The 26,551-nt window shown below is 37.2% G+C and carries 25 protein-coding genes and 1 riboswitch; of the genes, 4 read left to right on the top strand and 21 right to left on the bottom strand.

Annotated elements, in window-relative coordinates:
- Positions 1 to 103: 103 nt before the first annotated feature.
- A complete protein-coding gene (locus RCJ95_RS07765) occupies positions 104 to 1,264 on the top strand; it encodes a class I SAM-dependent methyltransferase (RefSeq protein WP_274770491.1) in 1,161 nt (386 codons plus the stop codon).
- Positions 1,265 to 1,326: 62 nt separating this feature from the next.
- Here RCJ95_RS07765 and RCJ95_RS07760 read toward each other — a convergent pair whose 3' ends face one another.
- Both RCJ95_RS07760 and RCJ95_RS07755 read right to left on the bottom strand, forming a co-directional pair.
- On the bottom strand, positions 1,327 to 2,646 hold the full coding sequence (locus tag RCJ95_RS07760; protein ID WP_446722101.1) for an ABC transporter permease: 1,320 nt from the start codon (positions 2,644 to 2,646) through the stop codon (positions 1,327 to 1,329).
- 1 nt (position 2,647) lies between these two features.
- A complete protein-coding gene (locus tag RCJ95_RS07755) occupies positions 2,648 to 3,334 on the bottom strand; it encodes an ABC transporter ATP-binding protein (RefSeq protein ID WP_004231931.1) in 687 nt (228 codons plus the stop codon).
- A gap of 424 nt (positions 3,335 to 3,758) precedes the next feature.
- Here RCJ95_RS07755 and RCJ95_RS07750 point away from each other — a divergent pair, with 424 nt between their 5' ends.
- The 3 genes from RCJ95_RS07750 (at position 3,759) to RCJ95_RS07740 (ending at position 7,634) form a co-directional block, all read left to right on the top strand.
- Positions 3,759 to 4,379, top strand: a complete 621-nt coding sequence (locus RCJ95_RS07750) for a DUF47 domain-containing protein (RefSeq protein ID WP_004231927.1) — start codon at positions 3,759 to 3,761, stop codon at positions 4,377 to 4,379.
- Positions 4,380 to 4,400: 21 nt separating this feature from the next.
- Positions 4,401 to 5,417: an inorganic phosphate transporter gene (locus RCJ95_RS07745; protein WP_004231925.1), complete on the top strand. Its 1,017-nt coding sequence runs from the start codon at positions 4,401 to 4,403 to the stop codon at positions 5,415 to 5,417.
- Positions 5,418 to 5,522: 105 nt separating this feature from the next.
- Positions 5,523 to 7,634, top strand: a complete 2,112-nt coding sequence (locus RCJ95_RS07740; protein WP_257520690.1) for an MMPL family transporter — start codon at positions 5,523 to 5,525, stop codon at positions 7,632 to 7,634.
- Between the two features lie 46 nt (positions 7,635 to 7,680).
- Here RCJ95_RS07740 and RCJ95_RS07735 read toward each other — a convergent pair whose 3' ends face one another.
- The 19 genes from RCJ95_RS07735 to RCJ95_RS07645 all read right to left on the bottom strand — a co-directional run bounded on the left by RCJ95_RS07735 (position 7,681) and on the right by RCJ95_RS07645 (position 26,551).
- Entirely contained in the window at positions 7,681 to 8,289 is a 609-nt protein-coding gene (locus tag RCJ95_RS07735) for an alpha/beta hydrolase (RefSeq protein ID WP_312130526.1), read from the bottom strand.
- 17 nt (positions 8,290 to 8,306) lie between these two features.
- Entirely contained in the window at positions 8,307 to 8,498 is a 192-nt protein-coding gene (locus RCJ95_RS07730; protein WP_004231917.1) for a hypothetical protein, read from the bottom strand.
- Positions 8,499 to 8,520: 22 nt separating this feature from the next.
- On the bottom strand, positions 8,521 to 8,985 hold the full coding sequence (locus RCJ95_RS07725; RefSeq protein ID WP_221681506.1) for a hypothetical protein: 465 nt from the start codon (positions 8,983 to 8,985) through the stop codon (positions 8,521 to 8,523).
- 134 nt (positions 8,986 to 9,119) lie between these two features.
- Positions 9,120 to 9,743, bottom strand: a complete 624-nt coding sequence (locus tag RCJ95_RS07720; RefSeq protein WP_202342262.1) for an NUDIX hydrolase — start codon at positions 9,741 to 9,743, stop codon at positions 9,120 to 9,122.
- Positions 9,744 to 9,754: 11 nt separating this feature from the next.
- Positions 9,755 to 10,846: an AI-2E family transporter gene (locus RCJ95_RS07715; RefSeq protein WP_446722100.1), complete on the bottom strand. Its 1,092-nt coding sequence runs from the start codon at positions 10,844 to 10,846 to the stop codon at positions 9,755 to 9,757.
- 165 nt (positions 10,847 to 11,011) lie between these two features.
- Positions 11,012 to 12,709, bottom strand: a complete 1,698-nt coding sequence (locus RCJ95_RS07710; RefSeq protein WP_048394174.1) for a M3 family oligoendopeptidase — start codon at positions 12,707 to 12,709, stop codon at positions 11,012 to 11,014.
- A 142-nt stretch (positions 12,710 to 12,851) separates the two neighbouring features.
- Positions 12,852 to 13,412, bottom strand: coding sequence for a YdcF family protein (locus RCJ95_RS07705; protein WP_221681818.1), 561 nt, complete (start codon positions 13,410 to 13,412; stop codon positions 12,852 to 12,854).
- A gap of 92 nt (positions 13,413 to 13,504) precedes the next feature.
- Positions 13,505 to 15,247: a methyl-accepting chemotaxis protein gene (locus RCJ95_RS07700; protein WP_446722099.1), complete on the bottom strand. Its 1,743-nt coding sequence runs from the start codon at positions 15,245 to 15,247 to the stop codon at positions 13,505 to 13,507.
- A 224-nt stretch (positions 15,248 to 15,471) separates the two neighbouring features.
- Complete coding sequence (locus tag RCJ95_RS07695; RefSeq protein ID WP_313150369.1) at positions 15,472 to 17,220, bottom strand: methyl-accepting chemotaxis protein; 1,749 nt, start codon at positions 17,218 to 17,220, stop codon at positions 15,472 to 15,474.
- Positions 17,221 to 17,302: 82 nt separating this feature from the next.
- Complete coding sequence (locus tag RCJ95_RS07690) at positions 17,303 to 18,598, bottom strand: arsenic transporter (protein WP_313150368.1); 1,296 nt, start codon at positions 18,596 to 18,598, stop codon at positions 17,303 to 17,305.
- A gap of 64 nt (positions 18,599 to 18,662) precedes the next feature.
- Complete coding sequence (locus RCJ95_RS07685; RefSeq protein WP_004231899.1) at positions 18,663 to 19,382, bottom strand: YebC/PmpR family DNA-binding transcriptional regulator; 720 nt, start codon at positions 19,380 to 19,382, stop codon at positions 18,663 to 18,665.
- Between the two features lie 202 nt (positions 19,383 to 19,584).
- A complete protein-coding gene (locus RCJ95_RS07680) occupies positions 19,585 to 20,046 on the bottom strand; it encodes a low molecular weight protein-tyrosine-phosphatase (protein ID WP_313150367.1) in 462 nt (153 codons plus the stop codon).
- Positions 20,047 to 20,106: 60 nt separating this feature from the next.
- A complete protein-coding gene (locus RCJ95_RS07675) occupies positions 20,107 to 20,709 on the bottom strand; it encodes a lysophospholipid acyltransferase family protein (protein ID WP_048394163.1) in 603 nt (200 codons plus the stop codon).
- A gap of 79 nt (positions 20,710 to 20,788) precedes the next feature.
- Positions 20,789 to 21,622 (bottom strand): putative RNA methyltransferase, encoded by an 834-nt coding sequence (locus RCJ95_RS07670; RefSeq protein WP_313150365.1) that lies wholly within the window; start codon positions 21,620 to 21,622, stop codon positions 20,789 to 20,791.
- Positions 21,623 to 21,624: 2 nt separating this feature from the next.
- Entirely contained in the window at positions 21,625 to 22,992 is a 1,368-nt protein-coding gene (locus RCJ95_RS07665; protein ID WP_221681512.1) for an MATE family efflux transporter, read from the bottom strand.
- A 134-nt stretch (positions 22,993 to 23,126) separates the two neighbouring features.
- Positions 23,127 to 23,894: a tyrosine-protein phosphatase gene (locus tag RCJ95_RS07660; RefSeq protein ID WP_257520698.1), complete on the bottom strand. Its 768-nt coding sequence runs from the start codon at positions 23,892 to 23,894 to the stop codon at positions 23,127 to 23,129.
- Between the two features lie 145 nt (positions 23,895 to 24,039).
- On the bottom strand, positions 24,040 to 24,990 hold the full coding sequence (locus tag RCJ95_RS07655; RefSeq protein WP_257520699.1) for an ABC transporter substrate-binding protein: 951 nt from the start codon (positions 24,988 to 24,990) through the stop codon (positions 24,040 to 24,042).
- On the bottom strand, positions 24,974 to 25,531 hold the full coding sequence (locus RCJ95_RS07650; RefSeq protein ID WP_257520700.1) for a hypothetical protein: 558 nt from the start codon (positions 25,529 to 25,531) through the stop codon (positions 24,974 to 24,976). The genes RCJ95_RS07655 and RCJ95_RS07650 overlap by 17 nt, the downstream gene beginning before the upstream one ends.
- A 158-nt stretch (positions 25,532 to 25,689) precedes the next feature.
- A riboswitch (cobalamin riboswitch) is annotated at positions 25,690 to 25,887 on the bottom strand.
- Positions 25,888 to 26,005: 118 nt separating this feature from the next.
- Complete coding sequence (locus tag RCJ95_RS07645) at positions 26,006 to 26,551, bottom strand: glutathione peroxidase (RefSeq protein ID WP_009370639.1); 546 nt, start codon at positions 26,549 to 26,551, stop codon at positions 26,006 to 26,008.

Below are 26,551 nucleotides of genomic sequence, written 5' to 3'. Positions count from 1 at the left end.
GGAATTTTTATTAAATTAATTCCGAATACCAAAGATGCCATTGTCTATTATAAAATGTGTTAAACTAGTGCCATCTATTACACAATAAAGTAGGCGAAAATGTATGACCTTTGAAGAAATGAAAGCTCTACTCACTGAGCAAATTTTGCAACAAAAGCTTGTCACAGCTACAATCAGTCAACCACGTATGAAATCAAATGAAATAAAACGTATAAAATTAAAACCATTAATGTTAAAGAATCAGTACCATATACAAATTGAGTACCAATATGAACGTATTTTAAAACATGAAAATATTCTATTGGCTCATTTTTCTTCCAAGCTTGACACATTTTTTGAGGAGTATCGTCAAGCTCATATTGATTTCGTAGATGAAACGGTACAAGTGCAATTATCAAAAAAGAACAAAGTCCTTTGGAAATCAGATAAAACGGCTTCACCTAAACAAGTCCATTTAAGCCATAATCGTAAAAAAAATTATTTACTATCTGATGATCAACCCTATCCATTTTTAATACGACTGGGGGTGCAAACAGAAGAAGGAAAGGTTAAGAAACAAAAGTATGATAAATTTAAACAGATTAACCGCTTCATTGAATTTATTGATGATGCCTTAACATATTTACCTCAGGATCGACAGGTGAGGATTTTAGATTTTGGTTCAGGTAAATCCTACTTAACCTTTGCTTTGTATCATTATTTAAAAATCGAAAAGGGCTTAGACATTCGTGTTACTGGTTTAGATTTAAAAAAAGAGGTTATTGAAGAATGCTCAAGAATAGCACAGGATCTAGGCTATGATCAGCTAGAATTTCTTGTAGGAGATATCAATGATTATAATGATGAAAGTGCTGTAGATATGGTGGTGACACTCCATGCATGCGATGTAGCAACAGATATGGCCTTGGCTCGTGCTGTGAAATGGGGGGCAAGTGTCATTCTAAGTGTGCCTTGCTGTCAGCATGAGTTAAATCGTCAACTAAATACACCTGCTCTCGATATTATGTTGCAACATGGACTTGTTCGAGAGCGATTTGCGGCACTTGCTACAGATGCTATTCGAGCTGAAATTTTATCGCTTGTTGGCTATGAGGCACAGCTTTTAGAGTTTATCGATATGGAGAATACACCGAAAAACATTTTAATTCGAGCCTATCAAACAGGTAAAAAACCAAATGAAGAGCAACGTGCCAGCTATGATGCCTTCTTAAAATTATTGAATGCAACACCATTTTTAGCGAATGAGTTAAAAGAGTATTTATAACGTACAGATGTACTTCTGTCCAAATAAAAGGCGATCCAATGTTGATTGGACCGCCTTTTTTATTATAACTCTTGTCGTAAAGCTTGAATAACGTCGATTTTAGTTGCTTTACGTGCTGGGCGATAACCTGAAACCATCGCTACGCCAACACTAATGGCCGCTGCAATAATGACTAGTTGCCATGGAATAAGAGAAAATGTTATATCATTTGTTGCAAACGCTTCCTCCCCTGTTGCCGCCTTAAGAATTAATGGTAATGCTGCATTAGCTGCAAAGCTAATAGCATACGAGATGACAACCGCAATTAGCGTACCAAAAATACCGATAAATGTGCTTTCCATTAAAAATAATCGTTGAATAAGCTTCGGACTTGCCCCAATTGCCTTTAGCACACCAATTTCACGTGTTCGCTCTGTGACAGCCATTGTCATTGTATTAAAAATACCAATGGAAGCAATCAACACAGCAATAGTGCCAACAAAGATTAAGCCAATTTTTAATACAAGGAAAAATACATTCATTTGATCTAGTTGCTCTGTTACTGAATATACGCTATAGCCCTTATCTTTTAACTTCTCTAAAATCGGCTTTACGTTTTCTAAAGTATCCGCATAAATATTAAATTCAGAGTAAAACAGCTCATCCTCTGCCATGTTACTATCTGTTGATAAATTTTTAACCCATACTTTCTTTTGCTCTTTATCCATATGAATAGCGTTATCAACCATCCAATCATAAGAAGGTTTCTCCATTACACCAACAATTGTATAGCTCATTTTTGGCGTTTCATCATTTTTACCCGTGTGAGGAACTAAGGACAGATCAATGTTCTTTCCAATCAATGATTCTTTATAGCCCTCTTCACTACCATCATAATACGTACCCTCTGCTTCAGCCTTTTTACTTTTTTCCGCAATGACATCACGTTCTGTGTCATTCAATAATGTTTGAGCAAAATGATAGCCTACAACAATTTCATTAGATTTTGTTGGGTAACGCCCTTTTGCAAGCTTTCCATTTACCTGTTCAAAGTCCTGCATATCTGACAATATTAAATTAGAAGTTGTATCACGGTCTTCAAAAAATGATTGTGCGGTAGCATTGACACTAATTGTTTCAAGCACTGTTTCTACATGTTCCATTTTTTTAATTTCTTGTACTTGGTCTTCAGTTAATTGCTTATCACCATATACTTGAATTTTTGTAACTGTTTCGTTTGAAAGAATTTCATTGCGTAAAGATTCCTGTAAACCAAAACCAACGGATGCTAGCACGATTAGAAAGGCACAGCCCATCGTTGCAGCTAGTATCGTCATAAACACACGCAGCTTATTTTTCTTGATATGCTGTGTTACAAAATCTAATTGATCCTTAAATAACATGTTAAGCTTCCTCCTTTACAAGTTCTCCATCGTACATGCGGAAGCGTCTATGTGCGATAGTAGCCACTTCTTCATCGTGCGTGATAATGACAAAAGTTAGCCCTAACTCACGATTTAAACTTTGAATAAGCAATAAGATATCCTGCTCGGTTTCTGAATCGAGACTCCCTGTTGGCTCATCTGCAAGTAATATGGGAGGATTCGTAATAAGTGCTCGTGCAATGCTGACACGCTGTTGCTGTCCACCTGACAATTCATTGGGATAATGGTCTGCTACTTCTGTCAAACCAACCTTATCCATTAATTTCTTCACTTTTTCTTTGCGCATAGCCTTACGCAAACCCTGTAGCTTTAAAGGTAATTCGATATTTTCGAAAGCAGTTAAACCAGGCATCAATTGGAAGTTTTGAAAAATAAAACCGAATTGACGTAAACGGAAGGCAGCACTTTCTGTTTCAGTTAGATGGGCTGTTTCCTTTCCATTTACTTTAATAGAGCCCTGTTCAGCTTTCATAAAACCAGCTAGAACTTGTAATAAGGTCGATTTTCCTGAGCCACTTTTACCTACAATAGCAACAATTTCTCCTTTATTGACCTCGAAGTTCACACCTTTCAATACTGGTACTTGCTTTTCCTTCCCTCGTTTTCCAATTAAAAATGTATGTTGTAAGTTTTCAACCTGAATCATTAGTTAATAAACGCTCCTTTCCTATTCATTTTCCATTGTAGAAAACAATTCTTAATAAAGAGGGAGGATAAAAATGAAGATATTCTTAAGAATAAGAAGGTACTCTTCTGGTTATCAAATGAATTTACAATACCTTTACAATTCCAATACGTTATTTTTATTATCTTCTATCCTCTTTCGCGTCTTAATCTGTACTAATAAGTCACCGTTATAGAAGAATATCCATTTATAACAGGGTTTTTCTGTACTCATAAAAATAAATACAGCTAGATTACCTCACATTTTGTGAACAAATAATATATTACAGCAATGTAAATTTTCATGTCGAATAGTAAATTTTTATGTAGATAAATTAAAGATTTTGTTATGATAGTAAAGTTTAGAGGTCGATTAATTTATTTATATCCAGGAGGATTCGATTCACATGCTTAACTCAAAAAAACAAGACCCTTTCTTTATTGCATTGCATAAAATTGCTGAAAATATGAGAGAGGCTGTACATTACGCAAATGATTTTCGTATTAACAGTGTAGCTGACCTAAAAGAGATTAGCATTACAATGAAAAATTATGAAACTGCTGGTGATAAGCTTATTCATGAACTGATTGTCATGTTAAACAAATCATTTATGACACCTATTGAACGTGAGGATATTTTAGAGCTCGCCATTCGTATGGATGATGTTTTAGATGGAACAGAACACTGTATTGCACACTTTGAAATGTTTTCGCTCACTGAGATTGATGAATCTATGCGCATTTTCTTAGGGTTTATTTCAAAAAGTGCTGATGAAATAGTCAAAGCGACAGAAGAGTTAAAGAAAAAGAATCTAATTGGCATGCGTCCACACGCAATTCTTATTAAAGACTATGAACGTGAATGTGATGAGGTACAACGTACTTCTATTAAGAAGTTATTTTTAAATGAAAAGGATCCAATCCGCCTCATTAAATTTAAGGATATTTATGAACAACTTGAAGATATCGCTGATCATTGTCAAAACGTAGCAAATACTATGGAAACAATTATCATGCGTAACGCATAATTAGGAGATGGGCACTTTACAATGAACACAATCATTATATTAACCGTACTGGTCGTCATCTTTGCCCTAACATTTGACTTTATCAATGGCTTCCATGATACAGCAAATGCTATTGCAACTTCGGTTTCTACTAGAGCTTTGCCACCTCGCACGGCAATCATCATGGCGGCAACTATGAACTTTATTGGTGCTATCACCTTTGTAGGGGTTGCAAAAGCTCTAACAAAAGATATTGTAGATCCTTTTGCATTAAATGCTTTTGAAGGAGACACAACTGGCTCAGTCGTTATTTTAGCTGCATTAATTTCAGCTATAATTTGGAATTTATTGACATGGTATTTCGGTATTCCGTCAAGTTCTTCACACACATTGATTGGGTCTATTGCCGGTGCTGCAATCGCATCCGCTGGTTTTAATGTGTTAAACTATGGCGGCTTTACTAAAATCATCATGGCTTTAGTGTTTTCACCTTTACTTGCTATTTGTGCAGGCTTTATTATGATGACTCTTTTTAAACTCTGGTTTAAAAATTTAAATTTATATCGGACAAATAAAGGTTTCCGTACAATGCAAATTTTTACTGCTGCCATCCAATCATTCACCCATGGTACAAATGATGCGCAAAAAGCGATGGGGATTATGACGATGGCGTTAATCGCTGGTGGCTTGCACACTGGAGATGAAATACCTTTCTGGGTGCGTGCTGCTGCAGCTACAGCAATGGGGCTAGGTACCTCAATTGGTGGTTATAAAATCATTAAAACGGTTGGCGGTAAGATTATGAAAATCCGCCCTGTTAATGGTGTTGCGGCAGATTTAGCATCGGCTACTGTTATTTTTGGCGCTACGCTAATCCACTTACCTGTATCAACAACACATGTCATTTCTTCATCCATTATGGGTGTCGGTTCAGCACAGCGTGTGCGTGGTGTAAACTGGGGGATGGCTCGAAAGATTGTTACTACATGGGTGATTACAATGCCAATTTCAGCTGTCATGGCATCTGTTATTTATTTCATATTATCATTATTCTTTTAATAGTAAGACTCCTGTCCAAAAAGTGGATGGGAGTCTTTACTTTGTCACACGACAAAATGTGACACATCCTTTACACTAATTGAAAAGGGGGATGTATAAACAACTATGAAAACTTTTTCAGCTTTTATTACAGCACATGCGAAAGCAATCGTAGTCATATGGCTTATTATTTTTCTAGCAATGGCGTACTTTGCTTTACAGCTTCCAGGCAAACTTCAAGGTGATGGTTTCTTTGTCGAAGCAGATCATAACTATGTTACCAACGAGCTAGCAGAAAAATTTGATTTACCATCTAATACGATTTTGGTTGTCTTTGATCCAGCTGAAGATCAGCAAATTAAAGACACTTTAAAAAAATTAGATAACATAAAAGAGATTCATTCTATTCAATCACCTTTAGAAGACTCCTCTTTACGGAAAGATGGCATTGCCTATGCTATGGTTCACATAAAGAACGATGTAGAAAACCTTCCTGACATTGTTGAGGAATTCCGTTCATTGATTGAAAAAGACGGTATTAGTATCACTGGAGGGCCTGTTATTTCTGCCGACATAAATACTGCTAGTCAAAAGGATTTGGCATCAGCTGAGGCCATTGGATTGCCAATTGCCATTGTGGTTCTCTTATTAGCATTTGGTACAGTTGTTGCTTCTATTTTGCCAATCATCATTGGTGTTGTGACAGTGATTACCGCATTTGGTATGATGACACTGCTCAGTGCTAATGTAAATCTATCTATTTTCGTCTTAAATATTGTTCCAATGCTTGGGCTGGCTTTAAGTATTGATTTTGCGTTGCTATTTATTAATCGTTACCGAGAAGAACGCACACATACTTCTATTACTCAAGCCATTCAAACTGCTATTCAGACAGCAGGTCGTTCTATCATTTTCTCCGCAGTCTGTGTCATGATTGGCTTAGGTGCGATGATTGTCATTGATGTAGAAATTTTTCATAATATCGCCCTAGGAGGCACTATAGTCGTCCTGTTAGCCGTTCTTTCTGGCTTAACATTACTTCCTGCCACTATGATGCTATTAGGAGATAGACTTAATAAATGGCGCTTAATACGCGTTAAACCAGGTGGGGCAAATCGTTGGCGTGGCTTTGCAGGTTTTGTCATGAAACATCCAGTAGCTATAGTGATTTCAGCATTATTATTACTAGGCATTGGCATGATCCCTTTAAAGGATATCCAATTAACCATTCCACAGGTGGACTCCTTACCTACGAAATATGATGCACGTGCTGCATACGATAAATTAGATGAAACGTTTGGACTAGGTGAATCCTCTACATTATATTTGTTAGCTGAACGAAAAGGTGGCTGGGAGGATACTGAGGGTAGAGAGCTAATTTATACTATTCAAGAAAAGCTATTAAAGGACCCGTTAGTGACTAATGTTTCGACTATTTATACAGCTGCTAACATTCAAACACCAGAGGAGCTTTCTGCTTCTTTAGCTATTCCACAGGTTGCAGAACAATTAAAACCTGTTATTAATTCATTCTCGAAGGATACACAGCTATTTGTCCCCATTACAATTGATGCAGCAGGTTCTTCCTCTACAGCTCAAAAATTTGCCCGAACATGGATGGACAAAGACCTGGGCGTGGATTTTGCACTTGGTGGACCAGCTAAATTCAACCAAGAAATTTTTGATGAAATTGCTAATAAAATTGTTTTAGCTATAGCGATTATTATCGTTTCCACATTCTTTATTTTAATGTTGGCATTCCGTTCTATCTTAATTCCGTTAAAGGCAATAATCATGAACATTATTGGGCTTTCATCTGCATTCGGTATACTCGTTTATATTTTCCAATATGGTCATTTTGGTATTGAAGCAAGCTCCATTGTACTAATCATTCCAGTTATTGTTTTTTGTCTTGTTTTTGGCTTAAGTATGGACTACGAAGTCTTTTTAATTTCTCGTATCCAAGAGGAATATTTAAAGGGCTCCGATAATACGCGTGCAACAATTGATGGCTTAACATCCACTAGCCGAATAATTACATCGGCAGCGCTTATCATGATTGTTATTACAGGTGCATTTGCCTTCACAGATGTCATGCCTGTGAAGCAAATTGGTGTGGGTATCGCTATTGCTGTCGCTATTGATGCAACGATTATTCGTCTTATGCTTGTGCCTAGTCTCATGAAGCTATTTGGTGATTGGAACTGGTGGCTTCCTTTCTCAAAGAAAAGTAAATAACATAATGAAAATCCACCTCCCTTATAAACGGAGGTGGATTTTTCAATTAAGCGTAGATACTGTTATACCATTCTTTTGCTGCTTGTACTTCAGGCATTGTTAGTTGATGACCAAAATTAAACCATTTCGTCGTTACTGTTGCACCTGCAGCACTTAAAAGGGTTTCTAAATCCTCAGATTCCTGTGCTGTACACATCGGATCATTCGTACCCGCACCGATAAACACAGGTGTTGGAGAAAGTTGCGGTAATTCAATACCACGCCTTGGTACCATTGGATGATGCAAAATAGCTCCAGCTAACGCATCATCGTAGTGGAATAATAAGCTTGCTGCAATATTAGCACCATTCGAATATCCTATTGCTACAATTCGTTGGCGATCAAAGCCATATTGATGTGCTGACGTCTGTAAAAATTCATGAAGCTCCTTTGTACGAAAAATTAAATCCTCCATATCAAAGACACCTTCGGCTAATCGACGGAAAAAACGTGGCATTCCATGCTCGAGTACATTTCCGCGAACACTTAAAATATTGGCTGTTTCATCTATTTCCTTTGCCAGCCCAATAAGACTTTCCTCATTACCACCTGTACCATGTAGCAATAATAATGTCGGCTTCGTTTCGTCTGTACCTTTATAATAAATATGTTGCACTGACAGTCACCTCTCAATTATCTTGAATTCGAGATAATTGTAGCTTGTGGCAAAATTAAATTCAAGCTCTTTGACTTATTAATTTCACGATTTTCACGATTTGGCTGTTCTTCGTGGTTTTTATAAAAATTAGTAATGGTATAAACTGAAAATAAACATGCAGCAATCACAACAACAATAACAATTCCCACTAATTTTTTTCCGTTCATCTAACATGATCCCCCGTATTTCTTATTTCTTTGTACGAAAGCCTTCTTCTAGTAAATATTCCTTTGCTGCCTCATACGTACCAAATGCCTCTTCCAGATTGTCTCCATGATACACGTTCCAAGAACGTTGCTCAAAAGCTAGCTGTAACTGACTACCATCTCTACTATGCCAAATCTCTACAATTGGCTCCTGCTCTTCTACTTCTTCAGATAAATATTGGATTGCGTCTTCAATAATTTCACGAAGTTGTTGTTCATCGTAATCGCGGATATTTACTAATCCTTTATCATTAGCCTCATTCTCATAGCGTAATAAATCTCCCACAAAGACAAAGCCATTGCCATTTGGATGTAATTTCTCAACTACAATCGTTTTTTCATAAAGACTGTCCATATAATGATAATTTAGGCGCTTTAAAGAAACTTCTTTTTTTGTTAGCTCAGAAAACGATTCAATAATCACTTGTTTTTGTTCAAATGTTAGCATATAAAAAATGCTCCTTTTCTTTACAATCTATCTAACAGTATAACTCATTTTTTCCTATTATATCGTGTCGTTTCTAAATCATTTTTGCGCAAGAAAATAGGACAAGCTAATATTATAGCTTATCCTATTTAAATTTATGAGGTTTGATTAACTATTTTTTCACGTGTGAATTTTATCACCTGTGCAACATACAATTCCCGATACGGAACAAATTGTGCAGTACCTACTGGTCTGACAATTCTCACACGTTGACCATCAGGGAAATATTCATACCCTTCTATATTAAGTGTCGTCGTTTCTCCCAAGAAGAAAGCCTCTGCCTCATTTAGCCTCGCTCTTACTACACCCGATACTTCCTCATACTGCAAAGCAAAGGAATCCCAATCATGCTTGAAAGGATATATGTAGACATGACAAAATTCATTGTCGATCATATTTTCAGAAACGATACTACAAGAGGTCATGCCCATTTTGACAACCTCATGGACATCAATGTTGAGTCCTAATTCTTCTTTTACTTCTCGAATGCCTGACTCTACTGTCTCAATCGCTAAAAGATGCCCTGCTGCTGTAATATCGAGTAACCCTGGATAATCCTTTTTCTGCGAACTACGTACTTGAAAATAAATATAATCTTCATTTACAAGCCAGCAATGAAAAGTCTCATGCCAAAGCCCTTTTTCATGCACTTCCGCTCTCGTAGCTGTCCCAATTTGCTCATGCTGTTCATTAAATACCTTTACAATTTCTTGTTCCATTGTTTCGACTCCTATACTGACTTCGTCGCTTTTTTCTTAATCGCATTACGTTGATCATAAATATTGGATACGATAACCTTTAAGACTGCATAAAATGGTACAGCGATAATAATACCAATAAAACCTGCTATATTACCTGCCGCTAAAATAATTGTAATAACGGTAAGGGGATGGATATCAAGTGATTTCCCCATGACATTAGGTGTAATAAAGTTGCTGTCTATTTGCTGAGCAACAAGCGTCACAACCGAAACCCACACCACTAAAATTGGATCTTGAATAACTGCCACAATCAGGGCTGGTGCAAAGGCAATCCAAGGCCCGATAAATGGAATCATATTCATAAAGAATGCAAAAATCACTAGTAATAACGAATAGTCTAATCCGATAATTAAATAGCCTACATACATTATTAGTGCTAATAAAAAACTAATTTGCAGTTGGCCCTGAATATAGGTACGTAATACATCGTCAATCTCACTTAATGTTTTCTTTACCCATTGCTGACGTTCACCACTGAAATATTTATAGATGGATGGAGCAAACTTCTCGTGATCCTTCAGCATAAAAATAAAGAAGAATGGAATTAAAATGGCTAATAACGACACAGATACAATGGATTGTAAAAAGGACACAAATCCTTTACTCGCCACCACTGCAATATCTTGTACCGAATTCGCCATTTTTTCGATAACATCATTTAATTGCTCGGGGAAGTTATCCTTATTTTGCGTTACATATTCTGTTAGTTGCTGGATGCTCGTACTAATACTCGTACTAATCATAGGGGCATTCTTCACTAATTTATTGACCTGCTCGGCAATCGGGTTACCAATAATCCACCCAAAAATACCTATCATTGCTATTAGTCCGAACACAATCGTCAATATACTTCCCCATCGAGGAAATCTACGTTTTTCTAAAAATCTCTGAATTGGTTCCGTCACATAATAGAGAACACCACCAAGTAGTAAAGGCACAAAAATGGCTTTTAATATGATGACAAGCGGTGAAAAAATCCAATGAATTTCTATAAAATATTTAATGATTAATAGTGTAAGTAGTATCCCTACTCCTACTTGAAACCAAACTTTCCTTGTCACTTTCTTTCACTTCCTTTAATAGCAGTTACTGAAAATACTACTGATATATTAACCATTTCGCAAGTATCCTAGTATTTTTTTACAGAACTCTTCTGACAAACTAAAAAATTCGCTCACTTCCACAATAATAGTTATCGTGGAAGTGAAACGAATTTAAGTCATCCATTATAGAGAAGAATCATCTATGGAATTTAAGAATGTCTCAATTTCTCCTATAACCGATTCAACACAGCCATCCTCAAATGGCGAGATTAAACCTGCCTCTTTTACAAGCTTTGTAAAGGACATAGAGCCACCTAAACCACAAAGATGAATATAATCTTTCCAAGCTGCTTCAAATTCTTCACGTGAACGTTTCCAGAATTGGAAGGCACAAATTTGTGCTAACGTGTAATCAATGTAGTAGAACGGACTTGCATAGATGTGAGCCTGACGTTGCCAAATGCCCCCAGCCTCTAGGTAACTGTTATGATCATAGTCACGGTGTGGTAAATACGTTTCCTCAATTTTTTTCCATGCAGCTTTACGTTCAGCAGGAGTCATTGTTGGATTTTCATAAATAACATGCTGGAACTCATCTACTGCCACACCATATGGTAAGAATAAAAGACCACTACTTAAATGTGTAAATTTATATTTCTCTGTATCACCTTCAAAGAACAGCTCCATCCAAGGCCATGTAAAGAATTCCATACTCATCGAGTGAATCTCACAAGATTCGTAGGTAGGCCATAAATACTCAGGAATGCCAATGTTACGACTTGAATAAACCTGGAAAGCATGTCCAGCTTCATGTGTTAATACATCGATGTCACCTGAAGTACCATTAAAATTTGAGAAAATGAATGGGGAATGATAGTTTTCAATAAACGTACAGTAACCGCCACTTTCTTTCCCTTTCTTCGCTACAAGATCCATTAAGTCATGGTCAATCATGAAATTAAAGAATTCTCCTGTTTCAGGTGAAAGCTCCTCATACATTTTTTTACCGTTTGCTACAATCCACTCAGGATTCCCTTTTGGTGTAGCATTACCTGATAAGAAGTTAAGTGCTTCATCATAAAATTTAAAATCTTCAATGCCAATTCGCTTTGCCTGACGCTCGTAAAGCTTCGTTGCAACAGGCACAATTAAATCACGTACCTGATCACGGAATTTTTTAACCATATCAGCATTGTAATCAATCCGATTCATACGAATATAGCCTAGTTCAACATAGTTGTTATAGCCAAGTTTAATTGCAATTTCATGGCGTACCTTGACAAGTTCATCATATAAACGATCGAATTCATCTTCATGCTGTGCAAAGAAGCCAAAACGAGCATCCGTTGCTGCCTTACGTGTTTCTCGATCCGTTGACTCTGCAAATGGACCAAGTTGAGCGAGCGTTAATGTTTCCCCATTAAAGTCAATTTGTGCAGATGCAACAAGCTTATTGTACTCAGAAACAAGTCTGTTTTCTTTTTGCATCAAATCAATAACTTCTGGTGAGAAGCCTTTAATTTGATAAGTTGCTAGATCAAATAATTGTTGGCCCCATTTTTCTTCTAATTGCTCACGAAATGGTGAATCAATTAAAGCTTTATAGTATTCCGTCGTTACTTCTTCTAGCTCAGGACCTACTTCATCGAAATAATCACGTTCTGCTTGATAAAATTCATCGTTCGTATCGATTGAAGCACGAATATATACTAAATTAGCCATAGTCGCAAAGTCATTACTAATTGCATTGTGCTTTTCAATGATATTACTTTGCTCGTCCATCGATTGTGCTTGTTTAAATTGTTCAATGAGTGCTAATTGCTGCTCTTTCATCGATGCCACATTTGGACGGCTGTATTGATATTCTTTAAACGTTGTCATTAAAGTCCCCTCTTTCTGTCCTATACCCCGTAATATTTCTATTATATGCCAAATAGAATCTATTAAGAAACAATTATCTCTTTTCTGTTGTCATGATTTTTTTGAGAAAGAAGCAATTCCTAAATTTAATGGCGTTGTTGTTTTAATAGCCCACAATATATGTTTTTAATAACGCAGCTCTTTCTCTTATTCTTAATTTTGCTTCTACTGATTTTGGTGTTCTTGCTGATAGGACATCTACTTCAAAATCTAACGATTCAGCAAGATATTTTGCACGCTTCAAATGAAAGTCATTTGAAACGATGGTAATTTTCTTTGTCTCTTTTGGTAATAATTCTTTAGAGAAAACTAAATTTTCATAAGTAGATGTAGACTGGTCTTCTATGATAATTCTCGTGGCATCGATGCCATGCTGTTCCAAATAGTCTTGCATTACAGATGCCTCTGTACGATCTTCATCAGGTCCTTGTCCACCTGACACAATGACCTTAACATGTGGGTATTTTGTTAAGTATGGAACAGCCACCTCTAATCTACTTTTTAATGAAAGCGATGGTACACCACCTGGCCTTACTTTTGCTCCCAATATAATCATATAATCCGCTGAACCATTGGCATTCGGTTCCATCCCCTGATCAATTTCTTTTCCCAGCCAAATATAAAGAACGATTCCACTACCGATTAAAATAACACCAACTGTCATCAACCATCTTCTCACAAATCATCCCTCCTTTTCCTTTTATTAACGATGATAAAAAGAAAAGGATGCTTGTTAACCAAGCACCCTGAAAGATATTATCTCAATATAAATCGTTTAATAGACTCCTGTAAGGCAGTTATTTCATCGGTTAAATCATTGGAAGATTCGCTAACGAGTTGTATTGCGCGTTGTTGCTCATCTACAGATGCTGTTACCTCTTCAGACGCAGCTGCATTCTTTTCACTAATCATCGCAATGCTTTCAATCGAATGCATAATCGTATTCTTAGAGCTATTTAAATATTCTACACTATCTGTCGTATCGCCTATAATGGCTATGATTTTTTCAACAGCTAATTTAATTTCTTTAAAGGATGATTCTGTTACCATGACAGAATCATTTTGTTGACTTACAATGATATGGGTTTTCTGCATTTCATCATTGACTAAGTTTGTTTCACTTTCAATGCCTTTTAGCGTCGTGCGTACTAGCTCAGTTGCTACAGAGGTTTGATCAGCAAGTTTACGTACCTCTTCCGCGACAACAGCGAATCCTTTACCATGTTCACCCGCTCTTGCTGCTTCAATAGAGGCGTTAAGTGCAAGTAAATTCGTTTGATCTGAAATCTCTGTAATCGTCCCCACGATGCCTTCAATTTCACGTACCTTGACAATTAAGCTACCAAATACAGACTGAATATTCTGAACAAGATTTGAAGATTCCCGCGACTTATCCTTTAAGCTTTCTAGATTAACTAGGCCTTCTTCATTTGATTTTTTCATATGCTGTGAGGCATCTAACATTGATTCATTTTTATCATGCAACCCTTCAATTTGCTGCGCAAACTCGATAGCCGTTCGGTTTGTATCCTCTGCATCAGAGGCTTGCTTGACTGCACCCTTGGATACTTCATTGATTGCTTTGACTATTTCATCACCATAGGCATTTGTCTCTTCGGCTACTGCGGTTAAGTTTGCTGAAGTTGATTGTATTTCTACAATCGCTTCCTCCACATCTGAAATAAGTGTTTTAAGTTGATGTACCATTTCATTAAAGCCATCATTCAACTGTCCTATTTCATCCGAGCGCTGTAAATGCTCAATTTCAACCGTTAAATTCCCTTTTGCTACTTCACGCACACGTTTAGATAACTTTTGAACTGGTAATGCCAGATGTCTTGATACTAGAATGACAACGATCGTCCCTATAATGACGGCACCTACTAATGTCAAACCAATTACTAGCAATAAAGAATTCGCCTCTGCATTAAAATCCTGCATATATGTACCTGATGCAATAATCCATCCCCAATATGGATCTTTCTCAGAATAAATAATTTTATCTGCTAAGACATCCTGACCTGGTAGTTCAAATTCATATTGTGTAAAACCACCACCATCAAGTGCCTTTTCAGTTACTTCTCGAATAAAGTAATTGCCACTGCTGTCTTGGTCATTCCAAAGATTATCTCCTTCTCGTGTTGGATGTGTTGTTAATGTTCCCTTATCATCCAACACATAGATATAGCCATATTCCCCTAAATCACCAGGATAATTAATAGGCCGTTTTCCTTCGCTATCTTTCGGACCAAGAAATGCTTCTCGTACCCGTTCCTGTGCACCCTCTAAGGGAATGTCACCCTTTTCAACACTCTCGTTTGCGAGCTCGATTAATTGCAAAGCAGATTCAACACTATTGTAAAGTACCTGCTCTCCTATATCCTCCATCCCATTCTTAGCCTTACCATAACTAACTATACCAATTATTAAACTTGGAATAATTAGTAGTGACAATGAAATAATAATCAATTTCCCCTGTATTGAACGTAAAAACTTCATACTTTAGCCCCCCTATTTTCTTCGTTCAACAATATATTACTTTCTATTATGTTATGGTTTGAAAGTTTTCACAATGGGTAAAGCACAAATTATTTTCTAATTTCCCTTAATATGGTTTGTTTTCATGCCTTTATGCTAACCTCCAGTTAAATTTTAAATGCCAAAAATTAAAAGAACTATTTCTCCACAAGACATAAGCTTATAGAGAAATAGTTCTAAGCTAATCATAATTTAAATGTATTAATCGTTTCTATAACCTCTTTTGATGTTTGATCTAATATTGTTACAACTTCATTTAATTCAGAAACCATGGTTACTTGTAAATCTGAGGCAGTTGCTACTTCCTTTGTTCCTAGGACACTATGCTTCGCAATGGCATTCATCTGTTCGGTAGTAGCTAATACTTCCTCAGAGCCTGCTGACATTTCCTCAATTACAGCAGAGTCATCTTGAATTTTATTATTCACCTCAAGGACAGATTGCAATATTTTCTCTAGATTTTCACCTATGTGTTGCACTGCTTTATTGCCTGTCTGTACATCTATGGTACTACTAGCCATCTCCTGTAATGCTCGATCGGTAATCTTCTTAAAGCTTTCTAAATGCATGTGTATTTCGTCAGCAGATGCTTTAGACATCTCTGCAAGTTTACGAACTTCATCTGCCACGACCGCAAATCCTTTACCAGCTTCTCCAGCTCTTGCTGCTTCGATTGCAGCGTTTAAAGCCAGTAAGTTGGTTTGATCCGCAATACTCGTAATGATGGTTACCATCTCTTCAATTGAGCGGAACTTATCACCCATCTCCTCGACATGATTAGCCGTACGTAAAACAGAAGATTCTACGTTTTGAATTTGAGATACAACTTCTTGAGAATGACTAACACTTGTTTCCACAAGTCCTGTCATTGCTGATGATGACTCTGCAATTTCTGAAGTTGTATCAGCCAGTCGTTGAATACCAATTGACATCTCATTCATAGTTAATACAACCTCTTGATTATTTTGCTGCTGTTGCTCACTACCAGCAGCAATTTCGACAATTCGATCTGCAATTTGAGCGTTTGATTCTTCCACATGTTGAGAAGTCTCATCAATTTTTTGAACAACATTTTGTAAAGCAAATGTGCGTTGTTGAATCGTATGGAAAGTTTCTTTTAATTTTTGTAGTGATTCTCTGAAGGATTGTGCAAATATTGTAATTTCATTTGCTCCTTTTAACTGAATTTTCTCCACCTCTATCGTTGCCTTAGCAATATTTCCTTGAGCAAAACTTTGTGCTGCAACACCTAAATGTGCAAGGGGTTTTAATGCCCCATTAATATAACGATATAGGATGAACATAACAATACCAGTTAAAGCTAATATGACAATAATTAATGTAGGTAAAATAGCCGTTAATACGGCATTCGCAACATTGCTTACCTCTGTTGCTTCTATATCGACCCCAACAAAGGCAACAATATTCCCTGCCTCATCCTTTAATGGAACAGTACCAGATAAATAATCTCCAAAATCACTATGTAAAATAGCGGAATAATAACTTCCATTATTCTTTACCTTTTCAATATCCTTGTAGTATGTGGTGGAGGATTCATCTCCTATAGCTCCAGCATTTTCTTGATCATCTGCTGGCATACCGTCCACTAAAAAACGTACCTTTTTATCTTCCTGTGGTACTGCAAAAGTATAGGCATAGAGAACACCATTTATTTCACGTAATTCGTTGAGCTCTTCTCGAAGTCGCCAATATAACTCAGATTCTTTTGGTTCTTTTGAGAGTTGCTCATATTCAGCAGCATTTAGATGTTTTGCAATATTCTCAGCAACTGCAACTGCCTGTGTTCCCATGGTTTTATTAACAGATGATTTTGCTGTGTAGATTGTTGTTATAACGAAAAAAGATAACAAAGCCACTAACATTACCAATGACATTAACACTATTTTATTGCTTAATTTGCCTGTCGCTCGCATACTTTCCTCCTTTAATATACTGATATACTAATATCTTAGTAGTTCCTATTGTACTATTTTTTCAACTATTTCGACAATAAATCTATGATATTAAGCATATCCAAATAATTAATGCCATTAAAGTGGCGAACAGTGTCGGAATGGTAAGAATAACACCGATTTTAAAATATTGTCCCCAGCTAATTTTAATGCCTTTCTGGGCTAATATATGAAGCCATAGCAATGTTGCCAGTGAGCCAATCGGAGTCATTTTTGGACCTAAATTCGTACCAATTATATTTGCATAAATCAGCCCCTCTTTCATCATGCCCGATGCACTTGTTTCTGAAATTGCCAAAGCATCTATCATAACAGTAGGTAAATTGTTCATGACAGCAGACAAAATGGCAGCGACAAACCCCATCGTCATCGTTGCAACTACGAAGCCCTGTTGTATAGCTAGTTCAAATAAATTTGCTAACACTCCTGTCATTCCTACATTTTTTAACCCATAGACAACCACATACATGCCAATTGAGAAGAACACAATATTCCATGGCGCTCCTTTTACAACTCTTTTTGTATCTACCACAGAGCTACGCTGTGCTAGCCATAAGAATATTGCAGCGACCCAACATAAAATAAAAGATACAGGGATGTGTAAAACCTCACCAGCTACGAAGCCCACTAATAGAATCCCAATCACATACCAAGCGATCGAAAATAATTTGGGATCTCGGATTGCCTGACTTGGTTGCTCAACTGCCGCAAGAGAATAATGTTGTGGAATGGAACGACGAAAAACAAGGTAAAGTACTACTATACTTGCCACTAACGAAAAGAAATTTGGTACAAACATATGAACTGCATAATCTATAAAGCCTATATCGAAAAAGTCAGCTGATACGATATTCGTTAAATTGCTAATAACGAAAGGTAAGGAGGTTGTGTCTGCTATAAATCCACTTGCAATAATAAATGGAAAGATCATTTTTTCACTCAAGTTCAGTTTTCTCACCATCGCTAAAACGATCGGCGTTAGTATTAAAGCACCACCATCATTCGCAAACAAAGCCGATACAACAGCTCCAAGGCAACTAATATAAACAAATAAGCGAATTCCACTTCCCTTTGCAAGTCGTGCCATATGTAGAGCCGCCCATTCGAAAAAGCCAATTTCATCTAAGATGAGGGAAATTAAAATAATACCAATAAATGATAGCGTTGCATTCCAAACAATCCCCGTTACCTCTAACACGTCATGCCAGGTTACTACACCTATTAATAGTGCAATAGCTGCTCCTATACAGGCTGACCAGCCAATTGATAGTTTTCGTGGTTGTACTATGACAAAAAATAATGTGACTAAAAATAAAATAATGGCTAAAGCAGTCTGCATCTTTTCCTCCCTAATTAAAAACCAGTAGCTTAAATGCTACTGGTTTACTCATTTTGTTAATGGTTTATTCGCCTAAATCTGCGTTGTGGAAAACATTTTGTACATCTTCTAAATCTTCTAATGCATCAATTAGTTTTTCAAACTTCGCTACATCGTCGCCAGTTAAAGTCACTTCTGTTTGAGGCAACATAGAAAGCTCTGCTACTGTAAATTCTTCTACGCCCGCAGCCTTTAATGCTTCTTGTGTTGCAAAGAATTGGTCTGGCTCTGCATAAATAATTACCGCTTCTTCCTCTTCTAAAATATCGCGAGCATCAATATCAGCTTCCATTAAAATTTCTAGTACTTCATCAGCCGTTTTACCTTCTAAACCAATAACTGCTGTTGAATCGAACATATAAGCTACAGATCCACTGACACCCATATTGCCGTTATTTTTGCCAAATGCTGCACGTACATCAGATGCTGTACGATTTACATTGTTTGTTAAAGCATCCACGATAATCATTGTGCCGGCTGGTCCAAAGCCTTCATAACGTAATTCATCAAAGCTTTCATCACCGCCACCTTTTGCTTTATCAATGGCTTTTTCTATAATATGTTTTGGAACACTGTATGTTTTTGCGCGTTCAAGCACTACTTTAAGTGCACGGTTTGACTCTGGATCTGGTTCGCCTGATTTAGCTGCCACATAAATTTCTCGCCCAAATTTTGCATTAATACGGCTTGTGCTTTGATCTTTAGACGCTTTCTTTTCTTTAATATTGTTCCACTTACGACCCATTGTTTCCACTCTCTTTCAAAAGATAAATTTATAAAAATAATAGATACGCAGTTGCATATCTGTAAATGGTAATTAAATACTTATCGTATCTTTACTCTGCAAATAATAACACAATGATGCTTACAAAGCTAGATATACCAATGTTTAAGGTAGCATTTTTCTAAAAAAAATGGCTGTTAAAATTTACGATTTTAGCGCCATCTTACAACAGCTCTTGTTTAATTTTTGCTAGTAATGCCTGACAACCTTCTTGCACCAATTCATAGGTTTCCTGAAAATCACCTGTATAATAAGGATCCGGGACATCCTTGCGATGCGCTGTTAATTCTAAAAAACGAAAAATCTTTGGCGAGTTTGGATGGCCTAGTATTGTACGGATATTACGAATATTGCTTTCATCCATTCCAATAATATAAGCAAACTCTTCAAAATCTGACTTTTGTAATTGTCGACCTTGCATATCTATTGTAGAAATACCATATTCCCTAAGCTTATCCTGTGTACCTCTATGTGGAGGTTCACCAATATGCCATGAGCTGGTAGCAGCGGAATCCACTTCAATCTTATCTTCTAAATGCTCTTTCTTCACCAAGTCGCGCATGACCGCCTCAGCCATGGGTGAGCGACAGATATTACCTAAACATACGAAAAGTACTCGAATCATTTTATTTTCCTCCTACAACAAAGCACTCAAAATCAATTTGATTCTGAGTGCCATTTGCTTTTATTTTACGGGAATACGTTTTTGTAGTTCTTCTGTTAAAGCAACTAATTCATGCTCAAGGTGTTGAGTAAACTGCTCACGACCTTCTTTACCCTTGCCTGTTACATAAAATGGCTCACCATAAATTAAATAGCCTTTACCTCGCTTCATTACATCGCCCACATTACGTGCACCAACATAAGCAGCTGGAACAATTTGCGCCTTTGCCAACTGTGCAATGGTAATAGCCCCTTGTTTTAAATCTGTTCCTTCTGCACTACGTGTCCCAGAGGGGAAAATCCCTACAATTTTACCTTCCTTCAATAACTGCGAAGGAATTTTAATCACGCTTGGTCCAGGATTATCACGGTCTACCGGAAAAGCATTTAAATGCTTAACAAGCCAGCCAAGCCCTTTCATTTCAAATAATTGCTTCTTCGCCATAAAGTGAATTTCACGAGGGTACATGGCTACACCAAGGTTTAAAATATCAACATAGCCGGTATGTGTACAAGCTATAATAAACCCACCCTCTTTCGGCAAGTTTTCTTCTCCGTATACACGAGCCTTTGAACCCATTAATTTTAATATTACTTTGACAACATTTGCTGCTAGTTTATACACTGTTACATTCCTACCTTATTCAATAGTTATTCCCATTGTAATCGAAAAGACCAGTATACTGCAATTGCAGGTGACCAACTTAAACCTTCCCTACTAATAGATCCACATCAATCGTGATTTGATTTAGTTCAACGGCTGTTTGTTCTGCTTTATGCCACCCCATTGGTGTCATCTCTAATAGCGCGGGTACTAGCTCTTCTGAAAGCGGTAAAGTATAAGTTACGCGTTCTACGTTTACCTCACGAAAACTATCTTGAAAACGAGCTACAATTTGTTCATTAGAGTAAGTTTCCTTGTTTGAATCTGCATATAATTGAGCACGCAGTTCCCGCAAATAACCACTTTGCGGTACAACCTTCACAAGACAGCCATTCGGTGTAAGAAGTCGTTTAAACTCCTCATAATTTGCTGGCGATAATATATTTAAAATGGCATCGAAACTCGCTTGAGCAAATGGACTTTTAGCTAAATCCCCTACACACCAAATTTGTTGAGGATAATGACGTGCTGCAGCCAAAATGCCCTCCTTCGCTATGTCAATTCCAACGCCAATACCATGCTCCCTATCATTCATAATGCGAGCTAAATGTGAGCCCTCTCCACAACCAGTATCAAGCACTGTTTTTGCAGAGCTTATAAGCTCACCGATTCGAGCTTCTACAGCATCATAAATCCCACTATCAATAACAGCCTTGCGGGATTCAAAAAGGCTCTTACTATATTTAGAAGCGGCGCTATGTGTCAGCATATTGACATAGCCTTGTTTCGCAATATCAAAGGAATGGTTAGAAGCACAAACCAATCTCCCCTGCTCATAGACATGCATGGATCGCTGACAGATTGGACAAGCAAAAAGGGTGATATATTGATCCATTAATGCCGCCCCGATAGCACGTTTCGATAATGCGCCCATTTCTATGCCTCCTTCTTGTCGTTTGGTGATACAAGAGCATAGCGCTCCCATTTACGACTTTTCCATCTAAAGTATACGATAATTGCCCGCACCCATTCATCTGCTGAAATGGCTAGCCAAATTCCGACCAAGCCCCAATCCAATACAAAGACAAATAAATAGCCAAGCGGCAGGCTCATGCAAACCATTGATAGAAAACCAATTTTCACTGGGAATCTAGCATCCCCAGAAGCGCGTAAAGAGTTAATAACAACGATATTCATCGTGCGACCAGTCTCTAGTAAAATACTTAATGCTAACACGGATGCCCCAATCTTAATGACTTCTGGATTATCAGTAAAAACCTGCATAAGGGGCTTACGGAATAGCGTAACGACTGCAACCATAATAATCGTAAAAACAAATGCTGCACGGACACTTTTCCATAGCTGATGATACGCCTCATCTTTTTCTCCTGCACCTACATGACGACCAATAATAATGGCTGTTCCTGTACCAATGGCAATCGCAAATAAATACGTAAACATCGAAATATTCATAGCATATTGTCGTGCTGCTAGTGTTTCTGCTCCTAAGTAAGTCGCATAATATAAAAAGATGATTTGGCAAAATTGATAAAGCACCTGTTCAAACGCAGATGGTAAACCAATGTTTAGTATTTTCCTCACATATTCCTTTGAATACTCAAAATAATATTGTAACTTTACACGCACTTCCATTACCTGATACAGCAACCAGAAAAATACTAGGACGGCTAATCCGCGACTAATGACAGAGGAAATAGCCGCTCCTTTCACACCAAGCTCTGGGAAACCTAAATTCCCAAAAATAAGACCGTAGTTTAGCACAACATGTAAGACGTTCATGCCAAGCGAAACGTACATAGTTTGTTTTGTCCAACCATGTACACGAATAATTGCTGCGAGTGCATTAATAATAGCCTGTAGGAAAATAAAACTCCCAATGATGGCTAAGTAACTTTGTGCATAGTGGAGGACTTCTCCCTGCAAGTTCATCATTGTCATTAAATGTCTCGCAAAGAAGAAAAATAAAATACTCATTAAAAGCCCAACGACCAAATTCATCGTGACCGCTAACGCCGAGATCTTGGCCGCTTCAAAAAAGCGTCTGGAGCCTAAATATTGGGAAACAACAATAGATGCACCATTGCCCACTACTTCCAGAATCAAGATGGCAATATGGATATATTGATTGGCTGCACCTACTCCTGATACAGCATTATCTGATAAAGCACTGAGCATAAAAGTATCGGCTAGTCCCATCAACATAAATAGAAAAACTTCTAAGAAGATCGGCCATGTTAAATGGAATAGACTTAACTTATTTGTCTCTTTAATTGTGTCTGCCAATACTTTCACTTCTCCTATATTTTCTTAAAAATCTATTGTATCTTATCACAAATATTCAGACTGTAAAGAGATTTATAGGAATACAGCGCTTCCACATAAAAAATCCCTCCCACATCGTGTGAAAGGGCCATTTTTTAAATTAAGCAATAGGATTGTAATTGCTCTCGTTTTTCAATTGTTAGGCCAAATTCCTGCTCTAAAAACCCAGTCTTAGAACCATAGCGACGATCCATCGCATCCAATGCTGCTTGTAAATAGTCTTCACGGGCGGACATTAATGCATAAAATTGCTGTAGTTCTTGCTCATTATACTGATGCTGAATAGCCTGAGCCATTCTTTCTACCATTGGACGTAAATGTATATTAGTATCTAAATAGTCCTCCATGATGGTCTCCTCTGGTACATCTAAAGCTAGTAAAATAAGTGCTCCTCCAATACCCGTTCGGTCCTTACCAACTGCGCAATGATGTACAAGACCTAGATTATCAGGGTTTTGAATCGTTTGCATTAACTCTTTAAATGAAAGATTGTTAAAAGGCATTTGTGCATAAAAATCTCGAAACATCTCAGGGCTTACCACTTTATAGAAATCTCTACCACCAGCATTGGTAGGCATTTCAAAAGCATGATTACCCTTCGCTGGGATTTGTATATATTGAGCATATGAGAACACTGGGTTAGGATTATGATACGCCTCATTGTTATCGCGATAATCAAAAATGGTTTTAATCCCTAACGTTTCAAATAGCTCTTTATCCGCCAGTGTCATTTTTCCAAGAGCAGCTGAGCGGTAAAATAAACCGTTCTTTACCCTACGCCCATCTTTTGTCTTATATCCACCCATGTCTCGGAAATTATGGACTGCTTCAAATGGAATTACCTTTGTCTCTAATTGCTCCACTCACTACACCTCCTAAGATTATTAAGCATACTTACTTTTATTTTAAAGAACAAACTACATTAATTCCAATTTTCACGCTAGGTAATAATTTAAACCACATAAAAAATGCTAGCTGAATGGCTGACAGCTAGCATGGAAACATTTCTTATTTAAATAACTCTGGGTACACAGCCTTCGCTACTAATTCTACAGCTTCACCAATACGCGGACCAGGTCGATTAGAGATATCTGTATCGATGGACAATACCGCTTTGTTTTGAATAGCTGTCACAGTATTCCAACCATCTCGTCCAAGAATTTCTCCTATTGGATCTTCTGTATAGTTTACTGTTGTTAAAATAATATCTGGATTTTTAGCAATAACATCTTCCTCATTCACTTTTGCCCAGCTATTCAAGTCAGAAAAAACATTATTAACATTAGCTGCATCTAATATTTCTTGCTGGAAAGTGCTAGAGCCTGCTGTATATATGTCTGGCTTAGGGCTAACCTCTAAATAAACATTTTTCGGCGTTTTTACGTCCTTCACCTTCGTTTGTACTTCAGCAATTTTCGCTTTAATCTCTTCATTTAATTTATTTCCTTTATCAGCAACATCCATCACAGCAGCTATTTGTTCGATATCTCCATAAACATCATCGAAAGTAGTCGCAGATTGAATAACAAACACTTTAATTCCTGCGTCCTCAAGCGGCTTTAGTGCATCCTTATCACCGATTGTATAAGCAATAACAACATCTGGCTTTAACGCTATAATTCTTTCACTGTTAAAGTTCGTAGTATCAGAGACACGTTCAATTTTTTGTGCTTCCTCTGGGTAAGTATCGTACTCAGTTGCTCCTACAATTTTATCGCCAACACCTAAAGCAAACAAAATTTCAGTATTACTTGGTTGTAAAGATACAACTGTTTTTGGTACTTCATTAAACGCTATTTCCACTCCACGGTCATCTGTCACTTTATAGCTTGTTTTCTCTACGTGTTGTGTACCCTGCGAGGCATCTTTATTTTTTGTATCTTCAGCAGTGCCACAGCCTGCTAATACCAGTGCAAGTAAGAGCACTGATAGCCATTGGAAATTAAATACTTTCTTCATTGTTATTCTCCTTTTTCTTTTTCATTGGGTAGGATTTACTAATAAACGGTATTTCAGAAATTCCAGCTTGCTGATTCATAAAAACAGCCATGACAAAACATACATTAGCTAATAAACCAAGGTAATCGAAAAGAATAGCAGGAACCTCTCGTTCTTCTGATACTTTGTGTAAAGTTCGATATGATTTTTTTGCCTCACTGCGACAAAGATGTAAGGCTGCAGCGGCCTCTGTTCCTTGAGGTAAAACAAAACTTTGAATCTCTTCCTTCACATGGCGAACGTAAAAATCATAACGCTCACTTAACCAAGATAAATCCTCTTCAGTTACCGCTAATTTCCCACGAACTGAGCCATTCACATGATACGCCATAGGTAACATAAGTAATAAATCCTCAGCAACAACTTGAACATCCTCTTTTTTTACCGCAGCTAATGCAACTCCTAGATGTGTTGTAAGGCTATCTGTTCGAATTTCAAAATCAACCGTTGAAGCTTTCTCACGCATAAATGGATAACAAGAATAACGGGCATCTTTTTTCACTTGCTTCCCCCCTATTTTCTATAATGAAAAATTCTTACTTGAAAGGCATAAAAAAAGTCGCTCCTTTTGCAAAGGAACGACAAAAATACAAGATTGAGCCATCAAACTAGACAAAGCCTATGTATTTGCCGTATATCCTCCTAGCTTCCGAGAAGTTTTTATACGTTCAAATAAAGGTCGGTCTCCTGGCTTGTACAGTTCGTCACATAAAACGAATGTGTTATAAAGGACCTTCCCATCTTCTTTGAGACAGTGGTAAATCTTTATAATGGCTGTACTTACAGTTGCGGAAACAGCTCCGGTTTTTCACCGGATTCCCGATTATGCTTACTAGCACCTTTATCCTGCAAGAATATTTCATTTGTAAAGCAGTTTATCATATATGATTCAGAAAAAATAGCTGTACTCAATTTTAAAATATAGTAACACTAGAAGAGAAAATTCCAACAAATTTTTACATTATTAAGAAATTTACTATAGTAGTGTTTCAATTGCTTGTTCAATATCGAGCTGTGAATCTGTTGGTTCAAAGCGTGCGACGGTCTTACCATTAGCATCTACTAGAAATTTTGTAAAGTTCCAGCGAATGTTACGACCATCTAAAAAGCTTGGGGCAAGTTGAACAATTGCTTCTGCCAACATTTTCTCCTGCATACTTGCCTTCCCAAACTCTCGGTAATTCACTTCATGCTTTAAATAATTAAAGAGTGGATGTGTAGCCTCTCCATTTACCTGTACAAGCTCAAAAATCGGGAATGTGACCCCATAGTTTACCTTGCATAGATGCTTAGTTTCCTCTCCATCCTCAGGATTTTGATGGCCAAATTGATCACAAGGGAAGCCAAGAACTACAAAATTCTCTTTTCCATATTTATCATACATTTTCTGTAAGTCTTCAAATTGATATGTAAATCGGCATTGGTTTGCCGTGTTAACAATTAACATTGTTTTTCCACGATATGTTTCCATTGATAAAATTTCGCCATTAGGCTTCCGAACTAGATAATTATAAATGCTCAT

The sequence above is a fragment of the Lysinibacillus sp. BSL11 genome, assembly GCF_052928325.1.
The sequence above is the reverse complement of the archived record's forward strand: the minus strand, read 5'-3'. Positions and strand labels throughout refer to the sequence as shown.